The organism is Dietzia sp. HMSC21D01, assembly GCF_001815995.1.
In the GTDB taxonomy this organism is placed as follows: domain Bacteria; phylum Actinomycetota; class Actinomycetes; order Mycobacteriales; family Mycobacteriaceae; genus Dietzia; species Dietzia cinnamea.
In genome coordinates this window covers 1-13,763 of the sequence record NZ_KV824055.1, presented here as the reverse complement: position 1 = coordinate 13,763, position 13,763 = coordinate 1, and the positions used below count along the sequence as shown (strand labels likewise).

At 71.0% G+C, this 13,763-nt stretch carries 12 protein-coding genes and 1 tRNA gene; 6 read left to right on the top strand and 7 right to left on the bottom strand.

The window, feature by feature from the left end; genetic code table 11:
* Positions 1-131: 131 nt before the first annotated feature.
* From HMPREF3086_RS14375 to HMPREF3086_RS14360, 4 genes are all read right to left on the bottom strand, one after another.
* Complete coding sequence (locus tag HMPREF3086_RS14375) at positions 132-2,222, bottom strand: acyl-CoA dehydrogenase family protein (protein ID WP_070722550.1); 2,091 nt, start codon at positions 2,220-2,222, stop codon at positions 132-134.
* A 110-nt stretch (positions 2,223-2,332) separates the two neighbouring features.
* A tRNA-Pro gene (locus tag HMPREF3086_RS14370) sits at positions 2,333-2,406 on the bottom strand.
* Positions 2,407-2,458: 52 nt separating this feature from the next.
* Complete coding sequence (locus tag HMPREF3086_RS14365; protein ID WP_070722548.1) at positions 2,459-3,442, bottom strand: metallophosphoesterase; 984 nt, start codon at positions 3,440-3,442, stop codon at positions 2,459-2,461.
* 86 nt (positions 3,443-3,528) lie between these two features.
* The gene (locus tag HMPREF3086_RS14360; protein ID WP_061914136.1) at positions 3,529-5,907 is read right to left on the bottom strand and encodes a transglycosylase domain-containing protein; all 2,379 of its coding nucleotides are present in this window, start codon (positions 5,905-5,907) and stop codon (positions 3,529-3,531) included.
* A 268-nt stretch (positions 5,908-6,175) separates the two neighbouring features.
* On the opposite strand from HMPREF3086_RS14360, the gene HMPREF3086_RS14355 reads away from it, so the two are divergent.
* Entirely contained in the window at positions 6,176-6,553 is a 378-nt protein-coding gene (locus HMPREF3086_RS14355; protein WP_061914138.1) for a WhiB family transcriptional regulator, read from the top strand.
* Between the two features lie 142 nt (positions 6,554-6,695).
* Here the strand turns inward: HMPREF3086_RS14355 and HMPREF3086_RS14350 are convergent, their stop codons facing one another.
* Both HMPREF3086_RS14350 and HMPREF3086_RS14345 read right to left on the bottom strand, forming a co-directional pair.
* Entirely contained in the window at positions 6,696-7,805 is a 1,110-nt protein-coding gene (locus HMPREF3086_RS14350; RefSeq protein ID WP_061914140.1) for an ArsA family ATPase, read from the bottom strand.
* A gap of 1 nt (position 7,806) precedes the next feature.
* A complete protein-coding gene (locus tag HMPREF3086_RS14345) occupies positions 7,807-8,862 on the bottom strand; it encodes an ATPase BagA (RefSeq protein ID WP_109148459.1) in 1,056 nt (351 codons plus the stop codon).
* Between the two features lie 65 nt (positions 8,863-8,927).
* Between HMPREF3086_RS14345 and HMPREF3086_RS18615 the strand changes: the two genes are divergently transcribed.
* The 4 genes from HMPREF3086_RS18615 to HMPREF3086_RS14330 all read left to right on the top strand — a co-directional run bounded on the left by HMPREF3086_RS18615 (position 8,928) and on the right by HMPREF3086_RS14330 (position 11,681).
* On the top strand, positions 8,928-9,098 hold the full coding sequence (locus HMPREF3086_RS18615) for a DUF4177 domain-containing protein (protein ID WP_007629907.1): 171 nt from the start codon (positions 8,928-8,930) through the stop codon (positions 9,096-9,098).
* Positions 9,098-9,577, top strand: coding sequence for a RidA family protein (locus tag HMPREF3086_RS14340; RefSeq protein WP_061227535.1), 480 nt, complete (start codon positions 9,098-9,100; stop codon positions 9,575-9,577). The genes HMPREF3086_RS18615 and HMPREF3086_RS14340 overlap by 1 nt, the downstream gene beginning before the upstream one ends.
* A gap of 2 nt (positions 9,578-9,579) precedes the next feature.
* Positions 9,580-10,440, top strand: a complete 861-nt coding sequence (locus tag HMPREF3086_RS14335; RefSeq protein WP_063935392.1) for an MBL fold metallo-hydrolase — start codon at positions 9,580-9,582, stop codon at positions 10,438-10,440.
* A 251-nt stretch (positions 10,441-10,691) separates the two neighbouring features.
* Positions 10,692-11,681: a type IV toxin-antitoxin system AbiEi family antitoxin domain-containing protein gene (locus HMPREF3086_RS14330; RefSeq protein ID WP_061227533.1), complete on the top strand. Its 990-nt coding sequence runs from the start codon at positions 10,692-10,694 to the stop codon at positions 11,679-11,681.
* Positions 11,682-11,814: 133 nt separating this feature from the next.
* On the opposite strand, the gene HMPREF3086_RS14325 is transcribed toward HMPREF3086_RS14330, so the two are convergent.
* A complete protein-coding gene (locus HMPREF3086_RS14325; RefSeq protein ID WP_007629917.1) occupies positions 11,815-12,519 on the bottom strand; it encodes a Crp/Fnr family transcriptional regulator in 705 nt (234 codons plus the stop codon).
* A 324-nt stretch (positions 12,520-12,843) separates the two neighbouring features.
* Between HMPREF3086_RS14325 and nth the strand changes: the two genes are divergently transcribed.
* Positions 12,844-13,635 carry an endonuclease III gene (gene nth, locus HMPREF3086_RS14320; protein WP_061227532.1) on the top strand — a complete coding sequence of 264 codons (792 nt, stop codon included), beginning with the start codon at positions 12,844-12,846 and terminating at the stop codon, positions 13,633-13,635.
* The last annotated feature ends 128 nt before the right edge of the window (positions 13,636-13,763 follow it).

Sequence of the window (13,763 nt, the reverse complement as noted above, 5' to 3'; positions counted from 1 at the left end):
GGCCCCGGGCCCGCCGGTAGGTCCCGCGCCGAGGCGGCCCCGGGCCCGCCGCAACGAGAAGAGCGTTCCGCGCACCTCCCTCTCGGGAAAGGTGTGCGGAACGCTCTTCTCGATGAAGGGGGCGCGCGAGGTCAGTCGGCCAGACCAGCGACCTCGTGCTCGTCCGCCGGCTCATCGGTCAGCGTGTCCACGCCGCCGTCGGTGAGCATGGGCACGTCGAACACGAACTCGGGGATCGCGAACGCGTCCACCAGCGTCCGAGCGCGACCGGCGAGCTTCGTGCACAGGCGGTTACGGGCTGCCGTGGCCGCCTTGGTGCGCTCGGTGGTGAGACGGTTGTGCTCGAGGAACCAGCCCTTGTCGGCGTCGACGATGTCCAGCACGTACAGGTCGCACAGCATCCCCAGAACCTCCTTGGCCTCCGGGTCCTCGCAGGCGTCCACGGCCTCGGCGAAGCGGGCGAACACCCAGCTGTCCATGTGTGCGCGGCCGGCCTGCAGGAGGTGGTCCTGCGCCGAGTTGAACACCTTGAACGCAGCCGAACCGTCCTCGCCCTGCGCCTTGCGCAGCCGGCGGGCGACCGTCTCCAGCAGGTGCTCCTCGCGGTCGACGAGCAGCTCGAGCTGGTTGCCGCGGTCGAGCAGATCGGTGTGCTCACGGTCGGTCACCGCGTCGACGAGCTTCTGCCACAGGGTCGAGGCGCGGGCCTTCTCCTGCACCACGTCCACGGCGGTGCCCAGCGCGAACGCCACCGTCTCGCGCTGGTCCATGTTCCCGAACTCGGACGCGTAGGCGGTGAGCAGCTCCTTGCCGACGAGCTGCGTGAGCACCACGTTGTCGCCCTCGAAGGTCGAGAAGACGTCGCAGTCCTTGCGCAGTTCGGTGATCCGGTTCTCCGCCATGTACCCCGCGCCGCCACAGGCGAGACGGGCCTCGACGATGGTGTCGTTGGCGAACGCGGTGACCGTGGCCTTGATGCCCGCGGCGTGGGTCTCCATCTCACGCCGCTTGACCTCGTCGAACGCCTCCGGGTTGCGCTCGAACTCGTCGAGCTCGGCGATGATCGCGTTCTGGGCGCACGCGTAGGCGAACGCGCGGGCGACCCGCGGCATGAGGCGGCGCTGGTGCTCGCGGTACTCGAGCAGCGGGATGCCCTTGCCGGTCTCCGGGTGGTCGAACTGGCGACGGACCAGCGAGTACCGCACGGCCATCGCCAGCGCCGTGCGGGCCGCCGCGCCGGAGGCCGCGCCCACGGACACCCGGCCGCGGATGAGCGTGCCGAGCATGGTGAAGAACCTGGCGCCCACCGACTCGATCGGGGAGGAGTACGTGCCGTTCTCGTCGACGGCGCCGAAGCGGTCGAGCAGCGCCTCGCGCGGCACCCGCACGCCTGAGAACCAGATGCGGCCGTTGTCCACACCCAGCAGGCCACCCTTGTGGCCGTGGTCGGTGGTGCTCACGCCCGGCAGGTCGTTGCCCTGCTCGTCCCGGATCGGCACGAGCAGGCAGTGCACGCCGTGACGCAGCTCCTCGCCGTCCTCGTGGGTGATGAGCTGAGCGAACACGGCGGCCATCCGGCCGTCGCGGGCCGCGTTGCCGATGTAGGCCTTCTCGGCACTGGGGGTGGGCGTGTCGATGACGAACTCGCCGGTCTCCCGGTCGTACGTGGCCGTGGTCTCCAGGTTCTGCACGTCCGAACCGCCGCCGATCTCGGTCATGGCGAAGCAGCCCAGCAGGTCCAGGGACATGACGTCGGGTAGGTACTTCGCACGCGTCTCGGCGTTGCCCAGATTGGCGATCGCGCCACCGAACAGGCCCCACTGGACGCCGGCCTTGACCATCAGCGACAGGTCGAGGTGGCCGAGCATCTCGAACGACGTGAGCGCGCCGCCCGTGTCGCCGGTGCCGCCGTCCTCCTCGCGGAAGCCGAGCTTGGGCATCCCTGAGTCGGACAGGCGCTGGAGCTGGGCGAGGACGTGGTCCCGGTGCTCCTCCATGGTCAGCCCGATCGGGTTGAGCATGTCCGGGGTCATGGAGTCGCGGGTGAACTCGCGCGTGTCCGCCCAGGTCCCGTCGAGCACCTTCTGCAGGGCTGCCGAGAGGACCGCGTCCCCCGCGCCGGTGGTGGTGATGCGGCCGAAATTGGGGTGCACCGGCGCGCCGTTCCCGGGCGCGGAATCCCCGGAAGTGGCGGCGTTCTGGACGTCGGTCTCGGAGGTCATGCCACGAGAATACGGAGTGTCGTCCGCGCTGTGCACCGGTAGGCCGCCGCCGCGCGGCCGGAAATGAGCTGAGGGCCCGGACCACTGACGTGATCCGGGCCCTCCCATTGTCGGGGTGGCGGGATTTGAACCCACGGCCTCTTCGTCCCGAACGAAGCGCGCTACCAAGCTGCGCCACACCCCGGTCGACAACGAGGATTACTGTAGCGCCCCGTGGCCGGAATCGCGAAACCGGGTCAGGCGGGCAGGGGCACCGTCTCCCGCTGCGGGGTTACCGGGACCTCGGATCCGCCGTCCCCACCCCCGGGGACGGCGACCAGTTCGAGCAGGGTGGCCTCCGGCCGGCAGAACGTCCGGATCGGTACATACGGGGAGGTTCCGAGGCCGGCGGACACATGCAGGACCAGGTCCCGGCCCCACGCGGAGAGGCCCTGGGCCCGCGAGCGGTCGATGCCGCAGTTGGTGATGATCGCGCCGGTGGGCAGGCAGAGCTGGCCACCGTGGGTGTGTCCGGCCATCGCCAGGTCGTACCCGTCGGCGTCGAACCGGTCGAGCACGCGCGGCTCGGGCGAGTGGAGCAGCCCGAGCCGCAGATCGAACGCCGGCCCGGCGGGTCCGGCGATCTCGTCGTAGCGGTCGCGGCCGATGTGGGGGTCGTCGACGCCGGCCACCAGCACGCGCCGCCCGTCCACCGCGATCTCGGCGCGGCGGTGGGTGGCGTCGACCCAGCCGCGCTCGGTGAAGGCGGCCTTGAGGTCACGCCACGGCAGGGGCACGGCGGAGTGCTTCTTGGCGCCGAGTCCGATGTAGGACAGGGGGTTCTTGGGCACGGGCGCGAAGTAGTCGTTGGAGCCGAACACGAAGGCGCCGGGTCGGTCGAGCAACGGGCCGAGTGCCTGGACCACCGAGGGCACGGCGCGGTCACTCGAGAGGTTGTCGCCGGTGTTGACCACCATGTCCGGCCGCAGCTCGGCCAGCGAGGAGACGAACTGCTGCTTACGCCTCTGGCCCGGCATCATGTGCAGGTCCGAGATGTGGAGGATGGACAGTGGCTCGGAGCCCGGGTCGAGCAGGGGCAGGGTGTGGCGGCGCAGCGTGAAGGCGTTGCGCTCCCAGCCGCTGGCGTAGACGGTCCCGGCCACGGCGGCGCCGGCGAGGACGGCGGCCGCACGGGCGGGGGCGGTCGGCGAAGCCTGGTTCTTCCGTGGGGGACGACGCATCTTCCCAGACTACCGACGCCACGCGGGGTCGCCGCCGGGAGCGAGCCTGCGTGTGGCCACCGGGAGCGAGCCCGCGTGTGGCGCGTCTACCGCGGCGGCGAGATGGTGATGGGTGCCAGGCCGGGCACGTTGAGGACGAGGGGCTGGTCGCCGACCGCGGCGCCGGGTCCGGTGGCACCCTGACCCGAGGCGCCGGAGGTCCCGCCGCCCCCGCCCGATCCGTCGGACACGCGCAGGGTCACCTGGGAGCCGGGGATGCCGGTGCCGCCGTCCAGGCCGATGACCGTGCCGTACGGGCGGCCGGTGCCGGAGACGAACTGGGTGTTGACGGTGAAGCCCGCGTTGGTGAGCAGGGAGGTGGCGGCGGACTGGCTCATGCCCTCCACGTCCGGGGTGCTCTCGCCACTGGTCCCGGCCTCGTAGGCGGGGTCGGGCGCGGGCAACTGGACCGGGCCGTAGACGTCAGCGATGGGGGAGAAGGCCGAGAACCAGGTCTGCGCCGGCTCGAGGCCGCCGAAGAGGTTGCCGTAGGAGCACTGGCGCAGCGGGCTGGTGCACAGCTCGGTGGTGGTGGTGCCGTCGTTGAAGGCGTAGACGGCCGCGGCGTAGTGGTTGGTGAAGCCGAGGAACGCCGAGGAGCGGTTGGCCTCGGTGGTACCGGTCTTGCCGGACATGGGGCGGTTCCAGCCCGCGCCCGCCGCGGCACCCGCGGCGGTGCCGGCGCCGACGGAGTCCTTGGACATGGCGACGGCGAGGGTGTTGGCGAGCCCCTCCTCGACCACCTGCTCACACTGCGGTTCGTTCAGCTCGACGGGCTTTCCGGTCCGGTCGGTGATCGACTCGATGGGGCTGGGAGGGCACCACACGCCGCCGGACGCGAGGGTGGCACCGACGTTGGACAGTTCCAGCGCGTTGACGGCGGTGGGCCCGAGGGTGAACGACCCGAGGTTGTTCTTCTTGATGAACCCGCTGATCGAGTCGCCTCCGGCCGCGGTGCCCTTGCGGTCGTACGAGCGCAAGCCCAGCCGGACGGCCATGTCGACGGTCGGGGCCACGCCGACGTCCTTGATGAGGTTGACGAACGTGGTGTTGGGGGACTGGGCCAGGGCATCGGGCACCCGCAGGGACGCCGGATACGAGCCGGCGTTCTCCACGCAGTACTGGCCGGCCGGGCAGCCCGCGGCGCCGCCGGAGCCCAGGCCCGCCACCTGGACGCGGCGCGGCACCGGCAGGGAGGTGTTGGTGCCCATGCCCTTCTCCATCGCGGCGGCCACGGTGAAGACCTTGAACACCGAGCCCGCGCCGTCGCCGACCAGCGAGAACGGCTGCGGTTGGACGGTCTGGCTGTCGCCCAGTTCGAGGCCGTACTGGCGGCTGGAGGCCATCGCGACGACCTTGTGGGAGTCCTTGCCGGGGCGGACGACGCTCATCACCTCGGCCACACCCTGTGCGGTGGGGTTGCCGTAGGTGTCGACGGCGCGCTGGACGTTGTCCTGCACGGTCGTGTCCAGGGTGGTGCGGATCGTGTAGCCGCCCTGCTCGACCATCTCGCGGCTGAGCCCGTTCTCGTCGAGGTACTGCAGCACGTAGTCGCAGAAGAACCCGCTGTCGCCTGCGGTGATGCACCCTCGCGGCAGGGAGTTGGGCCGCTCGAGCACCCCGAGGGGCTCGGCCATGTACTGCTCGCCCTCGGCGGGGGTGATCGCACCGGTCTGGACCATCGTGTCGATCACCGTGTCGCGGCGCTGCTTGGTGTCCTCGGGATTGGTGAACGGGTTGAACCGGCTGGTGGACTGCACCATGCCCGCGAGCATCGCCGCCTGCGGGACCGTCAGGTCCGCGGCGTCGACCCCGAAGTACGTCTGGGCGGCCGTCTGGACGCCGAACGCGCCGTTGCCGAACGAGACCAGATTGAGGTACTTGGTGAGGATCTCGTCCTTGCTCAGCTCCCCGTCGAGGGTCAGCGCCATCCGGATCTCTTTGATCTTGCGGGCGGGGGTGGTCTCCACGGCGGCACGACGTTCCGCGTCGTTCTCGGCGGAGACGAGGAACTGGTAGTTCTTGACCAACTGCTGGTCGATGGTCGACGCGCCCTGCTCGACCTCTCCGGAGGTGGCGTTGGTCAGGGCCGCCCGGATGGTGCCCCGCCAGTCGACGCCGTTGTGGTCCGCGAATCGTCGGTCCTCGATGGCGATGATCGCGAGCTTCATCTGCGGCGAGATCTCCTCGCTGGGCACCAGCACACGCTGCTGGTCGTAGAGCCACGCGATGGGCTGTCCGCCGGCGTCCGTGACCGTCGAGATCGAGGGCAGGTCGCCCTTGATGAGATCGGCGGACGTCTCGGCCAGGGAGTCGGCCATCTTGTTGGACGCGAGACCGGCCGCGCCCGCGATGGGGAACAGCGAGCCCGCCGCCACCACCCCGGCCGCCACACAGGTCGCGACCAGCTTTCCCAGCGAACTCATAGCCGACACGCGCCCAGAGTACGTGACAGACATCGCCGGACCACCCCGTGAGCGGGGTTCCGGTGTCAACTCTTTACTTCTGTTGTGTGACTGCGGTAACAATATGGGGGAACGCGGGACGTTCCGGACCGAGATGGGGTCGCACTCCTCCGACCCCGGTGCGGGCGCATCGCGTACACAGTGGGCCCGCCGCGCCGGGCGGGCTCAGAAGGCCGGAGGCGTGTGCGGTGAACCCGCCCACGCCTTCACACAGACTAGGGGTTTTTCGATGACGGCTACCCTCCCCGGGACCACCCGCTCCTCCGGTAACGGGGTCCGCCCCGGCTCAAGCAATCCCCTCGGTTCCGAGGAGGTCATCATCGGGGAAGGGCGCCAGGAATGGGTCGCCCAGGCCCGCTGCAGGGACATCGATCCCGACGAGCTGTTCGTCCGCGGGGCCGCTCAGCGCAAGGCCGCCTCCATCTGCCGCCACTGCCCCGTACTCCTGCAGTGCCGGGCGGACGCGCTGGACAACCGCGTCGAGTTCGGCGTGTGGGGCGGGATGACCGAGCGTCAGCGGCGTGCCCTGCTCAAGCAGCATCCCGAGGTGCGGTCCTGGGCCGATTTCTTCGCCCAGCAGCTCGAGCGGCACTCCGCCGCCTACTGAGTCAGCTCGGCCCGGGCTTCGACGCCCCCTCGCGTCGTCGCCCGTAAGACCCCGACCGGCTTCCCGACGCGGCCCGCGGCATCCGCCTGCGGGCCGCGTTCGCACATCCCGGCCGGAGCCGATCGGTCCGCCCGGCGACGCCTCAGCCGCAGAGCTGGTCGCCCACCGAGCGAAGCGCCTCGAGGTTGGAGATCTCGAACGGCAGCGACGGCACACCGACGATCCGCACGTCCGGATGCGTGTCGGTGAACGACTCGAGCAGCCGCAGCTCCTGCTTGGCGGTGCCGGCCCGGTCGGCGTGGATGCGCAGGACCGCCTCGGCCTCCGCGTTCCGGCCGCTCAGCCGGTCGGCGGCCGCGCAGGCCTGCTCGGCGCTCAGGTCGGTCAGCCGCGGGTGGGTCCGGTTCACCACGACGCCCGCCAGCGGCATGCGCTCCTCCGCCAGCCGCTCGGCGAAGTAGGCGGCCTCGCGCAGTGCGGGACGCTCCGCGGAGGACACCACGAGGAACTCGGTGCCCTTTCGGCGCAGGATCGCCTGGGTGCGGGCCGCGCGCGTGGTGAAGCCGCCGAACGTGGAGTCCAGCGCCACCACGACCTCGGAGGCGTCCTTGAGCATCGACGAGCCCACCACGGCCGACACCCCGCGCATGGCGGTGCTCATCGCACCGGAGACGAGGCGCCCCACCCCGCGCCCGGGGGTCGAGAGCAGGCGCATGAGCCGGCTGTCGAGGAACGCGCCGAGGCGGCGCGGGGCGTCGAGGAAGTCCAGGGCGTTGCGTGAGGGAGGGGTGTCGACGACGACGAGGTCCCACGCCGAGTCGTCGAGCAGCTGCCCGAGCTTCTCCATGGCCATGTACTCCTGGGTCCCCGCGAACGAGGTGACCATGGTCTTGTAGAAGCGGTTGTCGAGGATGGCGCGGGCGTTCTCCTCGGAGGTGTTGGCCACGACGAGCTCGTCGAACGTACGCCGCATGTCGAGCATCATCGCGTGCAGCGACCCGGCGTCGGCGGGTGTGTCCGGTCCCAGCCGGACGGGCGCGGGCTCGTTGGAGAGCTCGTCGATCCCGAGGGCCTGCGCGAGGCGGCGGGCCGGGTCGATCGTCAGCACGACCGTGTCGCGGCCGAGTTCGGCGGCCCGCAGCGCGACCGCGGCGGCGGTGGTGGTCTTGCCCACGCCGCCGGCGCCGGTGCACACCACAACGCGGGTGGCGGGGTCGGTGAGCATGGCCGTGATGTCGAGACGACGTGTCATGTCAGTGCACTCCCTGGTCGACGAGGGCGGAGGCGAGGTCGTACAGGTCGGCGACCTCCACCCCGTGGGGCAGGGCCGGCAGGACGAGGGTGGGGCAGGCCGCCGACGTCAGCGTCTCGCCCGCCCGGAGTTGCCCGCGGGCGACGCGGGCGTGCTCGATGGCCTGCACCAGCAGCCCCTCGAAGCCCTCGTCGTCGACCTCCACCCCGGTCTCGTCCAGGCCGGCGCGCACCGCCTCGGCGTCGATGGCTTCCTCGGCGATCCTCTCGAGCGCCTCGTCGTCCAGGTGTCGCGTCTCGGCGCGGTTGATGATCACCTGGCCGACACGCAGGCCGTGGCTCTTGAGCTCGTCGATCGCCTCGAGGGTCTCCTGCACGGGCAGGGACTCCAGCAGCGTCACCAGGTGCACGACCGTCCTCGGCGAGTGGACCAGTTCCGACACGGCCTCGGCCTGGCGCCGGATGGGTCCGCCCCCGCCGGCGAGGTCGGCCATCGCGGTGGTGACGTCGAGGAATTTGCCGATCCGGCCGGTGGGCGGTGCGTCCACGACCACCGCGTCATAGACGACCTCGCGCTTGGCGTGCTCGCGCGTGACGACCTCGTAGATCTTGCCGGTGAGCAACACGTCCTTGAGTCCGGGCGCGATGGTGGTGGCGAACTCGATGGCGCCCACCGACTTCATCACCTTGCCCACCACGCCGAGGCGGTAGAAGGTGTCGAGGTAGTCGAGCATCGCCGCCTCGATGTCGATGGCCAGCGCGAACACCTTGCCGCCTCCGTCGACCCGCGCGACGAGCTCCTCGCTGTACGGCAGCGGTTCGCGGTCGAAGGTCCGGGCGATCCCCTGGCGCTCCTCGACCTCCACCAGCAGTACGCGCTTGCCGGTCGAGGCGAGGGCCAGCGCGAGCGAGGTGGCGACCGTCGTCTTGCCCGTCCCGCCCTTCCCGGACACGTAGTGCAACTCGGCCCGCTCGGAGCTGTCCGACCATCCGGTGGACAGCGCATCGGCGATGGTCGCCCGTGTCGACCGCGTACCTGGGTTCTCAGTGGACGGCATGGCCCCACACTAAGCGCTCACACCACCGCGCGCGGGACGCTCGTCACTTACCTAGAGTGGGGCCCATGAGCGAATCCACCGGAACAGACCGGTTCGAATACGTCACCGTGCCGCTGCTGACGCACGCCACCAAGCAGATCCTCGACCAGTGGGGGAGCGACGGCTGGGAGCTGGTCTCCGTGCTGCCCGGCCCGACGGGCGAGCAGCATGTCGCCTACATGAAGCGACGGCTCTGATGCCCGAGCCCGAGTCCGGGGGCTACTGGAGCCGCAAGCTCGAGCAGCTCGGCGTGGAGCTGCCGACGGTCGTCCCGCCGGTCGCCAACTACGTCCCCGCCGTCCGGGCGGGCACGTTCGTCTACACCTCGGGCCAGCTGCCCATGGTCGACGGCACGCTGGCCGCCACCGGCAAGGTGGGGGCCGAGGTCGACCCCGAGCAGGCCGCCGACCTGGCGCGCACGTGCGCACTCAACGCGCTGGCCGCCGTCGACGCGCTCGTCGGCATCGACGCCGTGGTGAAGATCGTCAAGGTCGTCGGCTTCGTCGCCTCGGCGCCCGGCTTCCACGGGCAGCCCGCGGTGGTCAACGGTGCGTCCGACGTCCTCGGTGAGCTCTTCGGCGACGCCGGCGTCCACGCCCGCTCCGCCGTCGGCGTCTCCGAGCTGCCGCTCGACGCGCCCGTCGAGGTCGAGCTGGTCGTCGAGGTCGAGGTCTAGCCATGACTGCAGGACTGACCCCGATCAGTTTCCCGGCGTACGAGACGCTCCGGCCCGTCACGGACCTGTCCGGGGTCATCCTCTGCGACAACCCCTCCGAGATGACCTTCGAGGGGACCAACACGGTCGTCCTGCGGGCCCCCGGGTCGCCCACCTGCGTGGTGGTGGATCCCGGGCCCGACGACCGCGCGCACGCCGAGCGGATCGCGGCGATCGTGGGGGAGATCGAGCTCGTCGTCGTCACCCATCGCCACGGTGACCACACCGACGGCATCGATCACCTGCGCGCCTTCACCACCGCCCCCGTCCGGGCCGTCGATGAACGGTTCTGTCGCGACGCCGCACCGTTGGTGACGGACGGCGACGACGACGAGGTGATCCACGCCGCCGGACTGGACATCACCGTGGTGGGCACGCCGGGGCACACGGCCGATTCGGTCAGCCTCGAGGTGCGGCCCGCGGGCGCCGGGTTCACCGCCCGGCCGGACTGCGTGGTCCTCGGTGACACGATCCTCGGCAGGGATTCGACCGTGCTCGACTCGACCGACGGCGATCTCGGCGACTACCTGGGCAGCATGGATCTGCTCGCCGCGCGGGCCGACGGTGTGATCGGCATCCCCGGCCACGGGCCCGACGTCGAGAACACCGGCCGTGCCGCCCAGGTTCTCGGGCAGCACCGGCGCGATCGACTCGAGCAGATCGTCGCCGCGCGGGCCGAGCTGGGCCGCGACGCCTCCGCCGGGGCGATCACGCAGCACATCTACCGCGACGTGTCGCCGTTCCTGCTCAAGGTGGCCGAGCAGTCGACCACGGTGGCGCTGCGCTACCTCGACCGCCTCGACCGCCCTGACGCGGAGGCCTGAGCCGGGCCGGCCTGCCCGGGGCGCCGGCCCGGCCTGCCCCACCCCCTCCCGGATCCGCTACCCGCCCTCCGGATCCGCTACCCGCACAGGAGTAGCGGATCCCCAGTGGGAGTAGCGGATCTCGGGGAGGGCGGGGTGATGGGCCGGGGTGTCGACCCGCGTTGTCCACAGGGCCGGGCGTCTCCACAGGAGGCCGGCCCGCGAGGCCCTGAACCGCCGGGACGTGGCGACACCGGCGGGACGATGTCCGCATGAACACCTCGACACCCGCCCGGAACCGCCCCACCCGCCTGTCGACGTACGCCGATCTGGCGAGGGGCGGCCTGACCCACGCCGACATCGCACGGCTGATCGCGAACGGCGAGCTCAGACGTGTCCGCACCGGGGTCTACGCTCACGCCGCGGACGACGCCGGCCCGGACGGCCGATCGCCCGGTGAACCCGCCTATGAGCGGCGTCGCCGGGTGTTCGTCGAACGCACGGCGGCCGCAGCGCGAGCGGTGGAACCGGGGACGGTCTTCTCCCACGCCTCGGCGCTGGCCCTGCACGGGCTACCGCTCCACGGGATGGTGCTCGATCGTCCCACCGCCACTCGTCACCGCGCGGGCGGCGGGAGTCGTCGCAGCTCCGCGCTCATCGTCGCGAACCTGCCGCTCGACGGGGTGGTGCAAATGCTCGACGGCATACCGGTGACCTCGCCGGCCCGGACGATCGTCGACGTGGCCCGGACGTCCGGGTTGGAGAGCGGGGTGTGCGCGGCGGACCAGGCCATCCGCCGAGGCCTCTGCACCCGGTTCGACCTGCAGGTGGAGGCCGAGGCGGCGAAGGGGAGAACGGGCGTCTCCCGGGCGCGGGCCCTGCCCGAGCGGACCTCCGGGCTGGCCGAGTCGGTGCTGGAGACGCTGATCCGGCTCATCCTGGTGATGGCGGGGCTGCCGGAGCCCGAGCTGCAGGTGCGGCTGGCGGTGCGCGGAGGCAAGAGGTTCCGGGTGGACTTCTTCTGGCCGCAGTGGCGCCTGATCGGCGAGGCGGACGGCTTCGGCAAGTACGGGACGGAACCGGAGGAGATCCGCCGGAACTGGGCTGCCGAGCGGCGCAGGCAGGCCCAGTTGGAGGACGCCGGATACGTGGTGATCCGGTGGACGTGGGCGGACCTGCAGGATCCCCGGGCGATCGTCCGTCGAGTCCGTGAGGAGATGTGGCGGCAGGAACGACTCGGGCTCGGCCCGAACTCTGCTTGATCGAGAAAATCCGCTACTCCGACCCGGGATCCGCTACCCATGTCGGGGTAGCGGATCCGGAGTCCGGGTAGCGGATTTCGGATGGGGTCCGGGGTGGGCCGCGACGGGTGGGGCTGAGCCGGCCCGACCAGCGTCAGCGGGCGCGGCGGGCCAGGCGCTCGGTGTCCGAGATGATGACGCTCTTGCCCTCGAGCCGCAGCCAGCCGCGGTGCGCGAACTCGGCCAGCGCCTTGTTCACCGTCTCGCGGGAGGCGCCGACGAGCTGGGCGATCTCCTCCTGCGTGAGGTCGTGCGTCACGCGGATGTTGCCGCCCTCCTGCGTGCCGAAGCGCTGCGCCAGCTGGAGCAGGGCCTTGGCCACGCGACCGGGGACGTCGGTGAAGATGAGGTCGGCCAGGTTGTTGTTGGTGCGGCGCAGGCGGCGGGCCAACACGCGCAGCAGCTGGTCGGAGATCTCGGGCCGCTCGGCGATCCACCGCTTGAGGGCGGAGCGGTCCATGGCCTGGACGGTGACGTCGGTGACGCACACGGCCGACGAGGTCCGCGGACCCGGGTCGAAGATCGACAGCTCACCGAACATGTCCGACGGGCCGAGGATGGACAGCAGGTTCTCGCGGCCGTCGGGCGCCTTGCGGGACAGCTTCACCTTCCCGGAGGTGACGATGTACAGGCTGTCGCCCTGCTCGCCCTCGCGGATGATCACGTCACCCTTCGAGTACTCCTCGCGGGTCAGATCGTCACGCAGAGCGGAGACCGCCGCGGGCTCCACACCCTGGAAGATTCCGGCACTGGTGAGGACGTCGTCGGCAGACTGGTCCGTGCGGCGATCAATCGTCACAGTCTGTGACCCTCCGTTCGGGCGGGGACATGCTCGTCCGCGCCATGGCGTGCGTGTGGCGAAAGCCACTGTAGTCGTTCACGCGTCGAGATGTGGTCGACGCGCGGTCAGCGGGATGGTTCAGGCGTCGATCTGCTCGGGTTCGTCGAGGATCGCGTTCTCGAATCGGTCCATGAGAAGCGCGAACCCGGCGAGGAGCACCGGCACGAGGACGACGAGGATTCCCTGCATGCCCATGATTATCCACCGCCGACCGCGTGGGTGCACACGTGCCCGTCCGGAGCGGCGCGGCGCCGTGTGCGCGCGGAGCCGTAATGTGGACTCATGCCCGACCCCGCTCCAGCCGTGAAGCGCCGCAGACGAGGGGTGGCCGCGAGGGGGGTGGAAACCGACCTCGGGCGCACCCGGCGCGCCAGGCGCATGCTGCGCACTCTCGAGAAGGCGTTCCCGCACGTCTACTGCGAGCTCGACTTCACCACCCCCCTCGAACTCTCCGTCGCCACCATCCTGTCGGCCCAGTGCACGGACAAGCGCGTCAACGAGGTCACCCCGGCGCTGTTCGCCCGCTACAAGACGGCCGCGGACTACGCGGGATCGGATCGCGAGGAGCTGGAGGAGTTCATCCGCCCGACGGGCTTCTACCGCAACAAGGCGCGCAGCATCCAGGGCCTCGGCGCGGCCCTGGTGGAGAGGTACGACGGCGAGGTGCCGCAGCGGCTCGAGGACCTGGTCACCCTCCCGGGATTCGGGCGTAAAACCGCGAACGTGGTGCTGGGCAACGCTTTCGGCATCCCGGGGCTGCCCGTCGACACTCACTTCATCCGGCTTGTGAACCGCTGGAAGTGGACCGATGCCACCGACGCGGTCCGCATCGAGCGCGAGGTGTCGCAGATGCTGCCCCGGGCCTCCTGGACCGACGCCAGTCACCGGATCATCTTCCACGGCCGCCGGGTGTGCCACGCGCGGACCGCGGCCTGCGGGGCGTGTGTCCTGGCCGACGACTGCCCGTCCGCGGGCGAGGCCGGCCCGCTCGATCCGGCCGCGGCCGCCCGCCTCGTGGCGGGACCCGAGCGTGATCACCTCCTCGAGCTGGTGGGACTGGGGGAATACGCGTGAGTGCCTCCACCCGGTGGTCGCTGGTCGCGCTCGTGGCGCTGGTCGGCGTCGTCGTCGCCCTCCTCACCACCTTCGGTGACTCCGGCGACGGTTCCGGTGACCCCACCGCCGCCCCCACCGTTCCCCCC

Coding starts and splice junctions, on each gene's coding strand:
- HMPREF3086_RS14330 (WP_061227533.1), top strand. CDS start 10,692: ATGAACACCTCGACACCCGCCCGGAACCGCCCCACCCGCCTGTCGACG.
- HMPREF3086_RS14345 (WP_109148459.1), bottom strand. CDS start 8,862: ATGCCGTCCACTGAGAACCCAGGTACGCGGTCGACACGGGCGACCATC.
- HMPREF3086_RS14365 (WP_070722548.1), bottom strand. CDS start 3,442: ATGCGTCGTCCCCCACGGAAGAACCAGGCTTCGCCGACCGCCCCCGCC.
- HMPREF3086_RS14350 (WP_061914140.1), bottom strand. CDS start 7,805: ATGACACGTCGTCTCGACATCACGGCCATGCTCACCGACCCCGCCACC.
- HMPREF3086_RS14375 (WP_070722550.1), bottom strand. CDS start 2,222: ATGACCTCCGAGACCGACGTCCAGAACGCCGCCACTTCCGGGGATTCC.
- HMPREF3086_RS14355 (WP_061914138.1), top strand. CDS start 6,176: ATGACGGCTACCCTCCCCGGGACCACCCGCTCCTCCGGTAACGGGGTC.
- HMPREF3086_RS14340 (WP_061227535.1), top strand. CDS start 9,098: ATGCCCGAGCCCGAGTCCGGGGGCTACTGGAGCCGCAAGCTCGAGCAG.
- nth (WP_061227532.1), top strand. CDS start 12,844: ATGCCCGACCCCGCTCCAGCCGTGAAGCGCCGCAGACGAGGGGTGGCC.
- HMPREF3086_RS14360 (WP_061914136.1), bottom strand. CDS start 5,907: ATGAGTTCGCTGGGAAAGCTGGTCGCGACCTGTGTGGCGGCCGGGGTG.
- HMPREF3086_RS14335 (WP_063935392.1), top strand. CDS start 9,580: ATGACTGCAGGACTGACCCCGATCAGTTTCCCGGCGTACGAGACGCTC.
- HMPREF3086_RS18615 (WP_007629907.1), top strand. CDS start 8,928: ATGAGCGAATCCACCGGAACAGACCGGTTCGAATACGTCACCGTGCCG.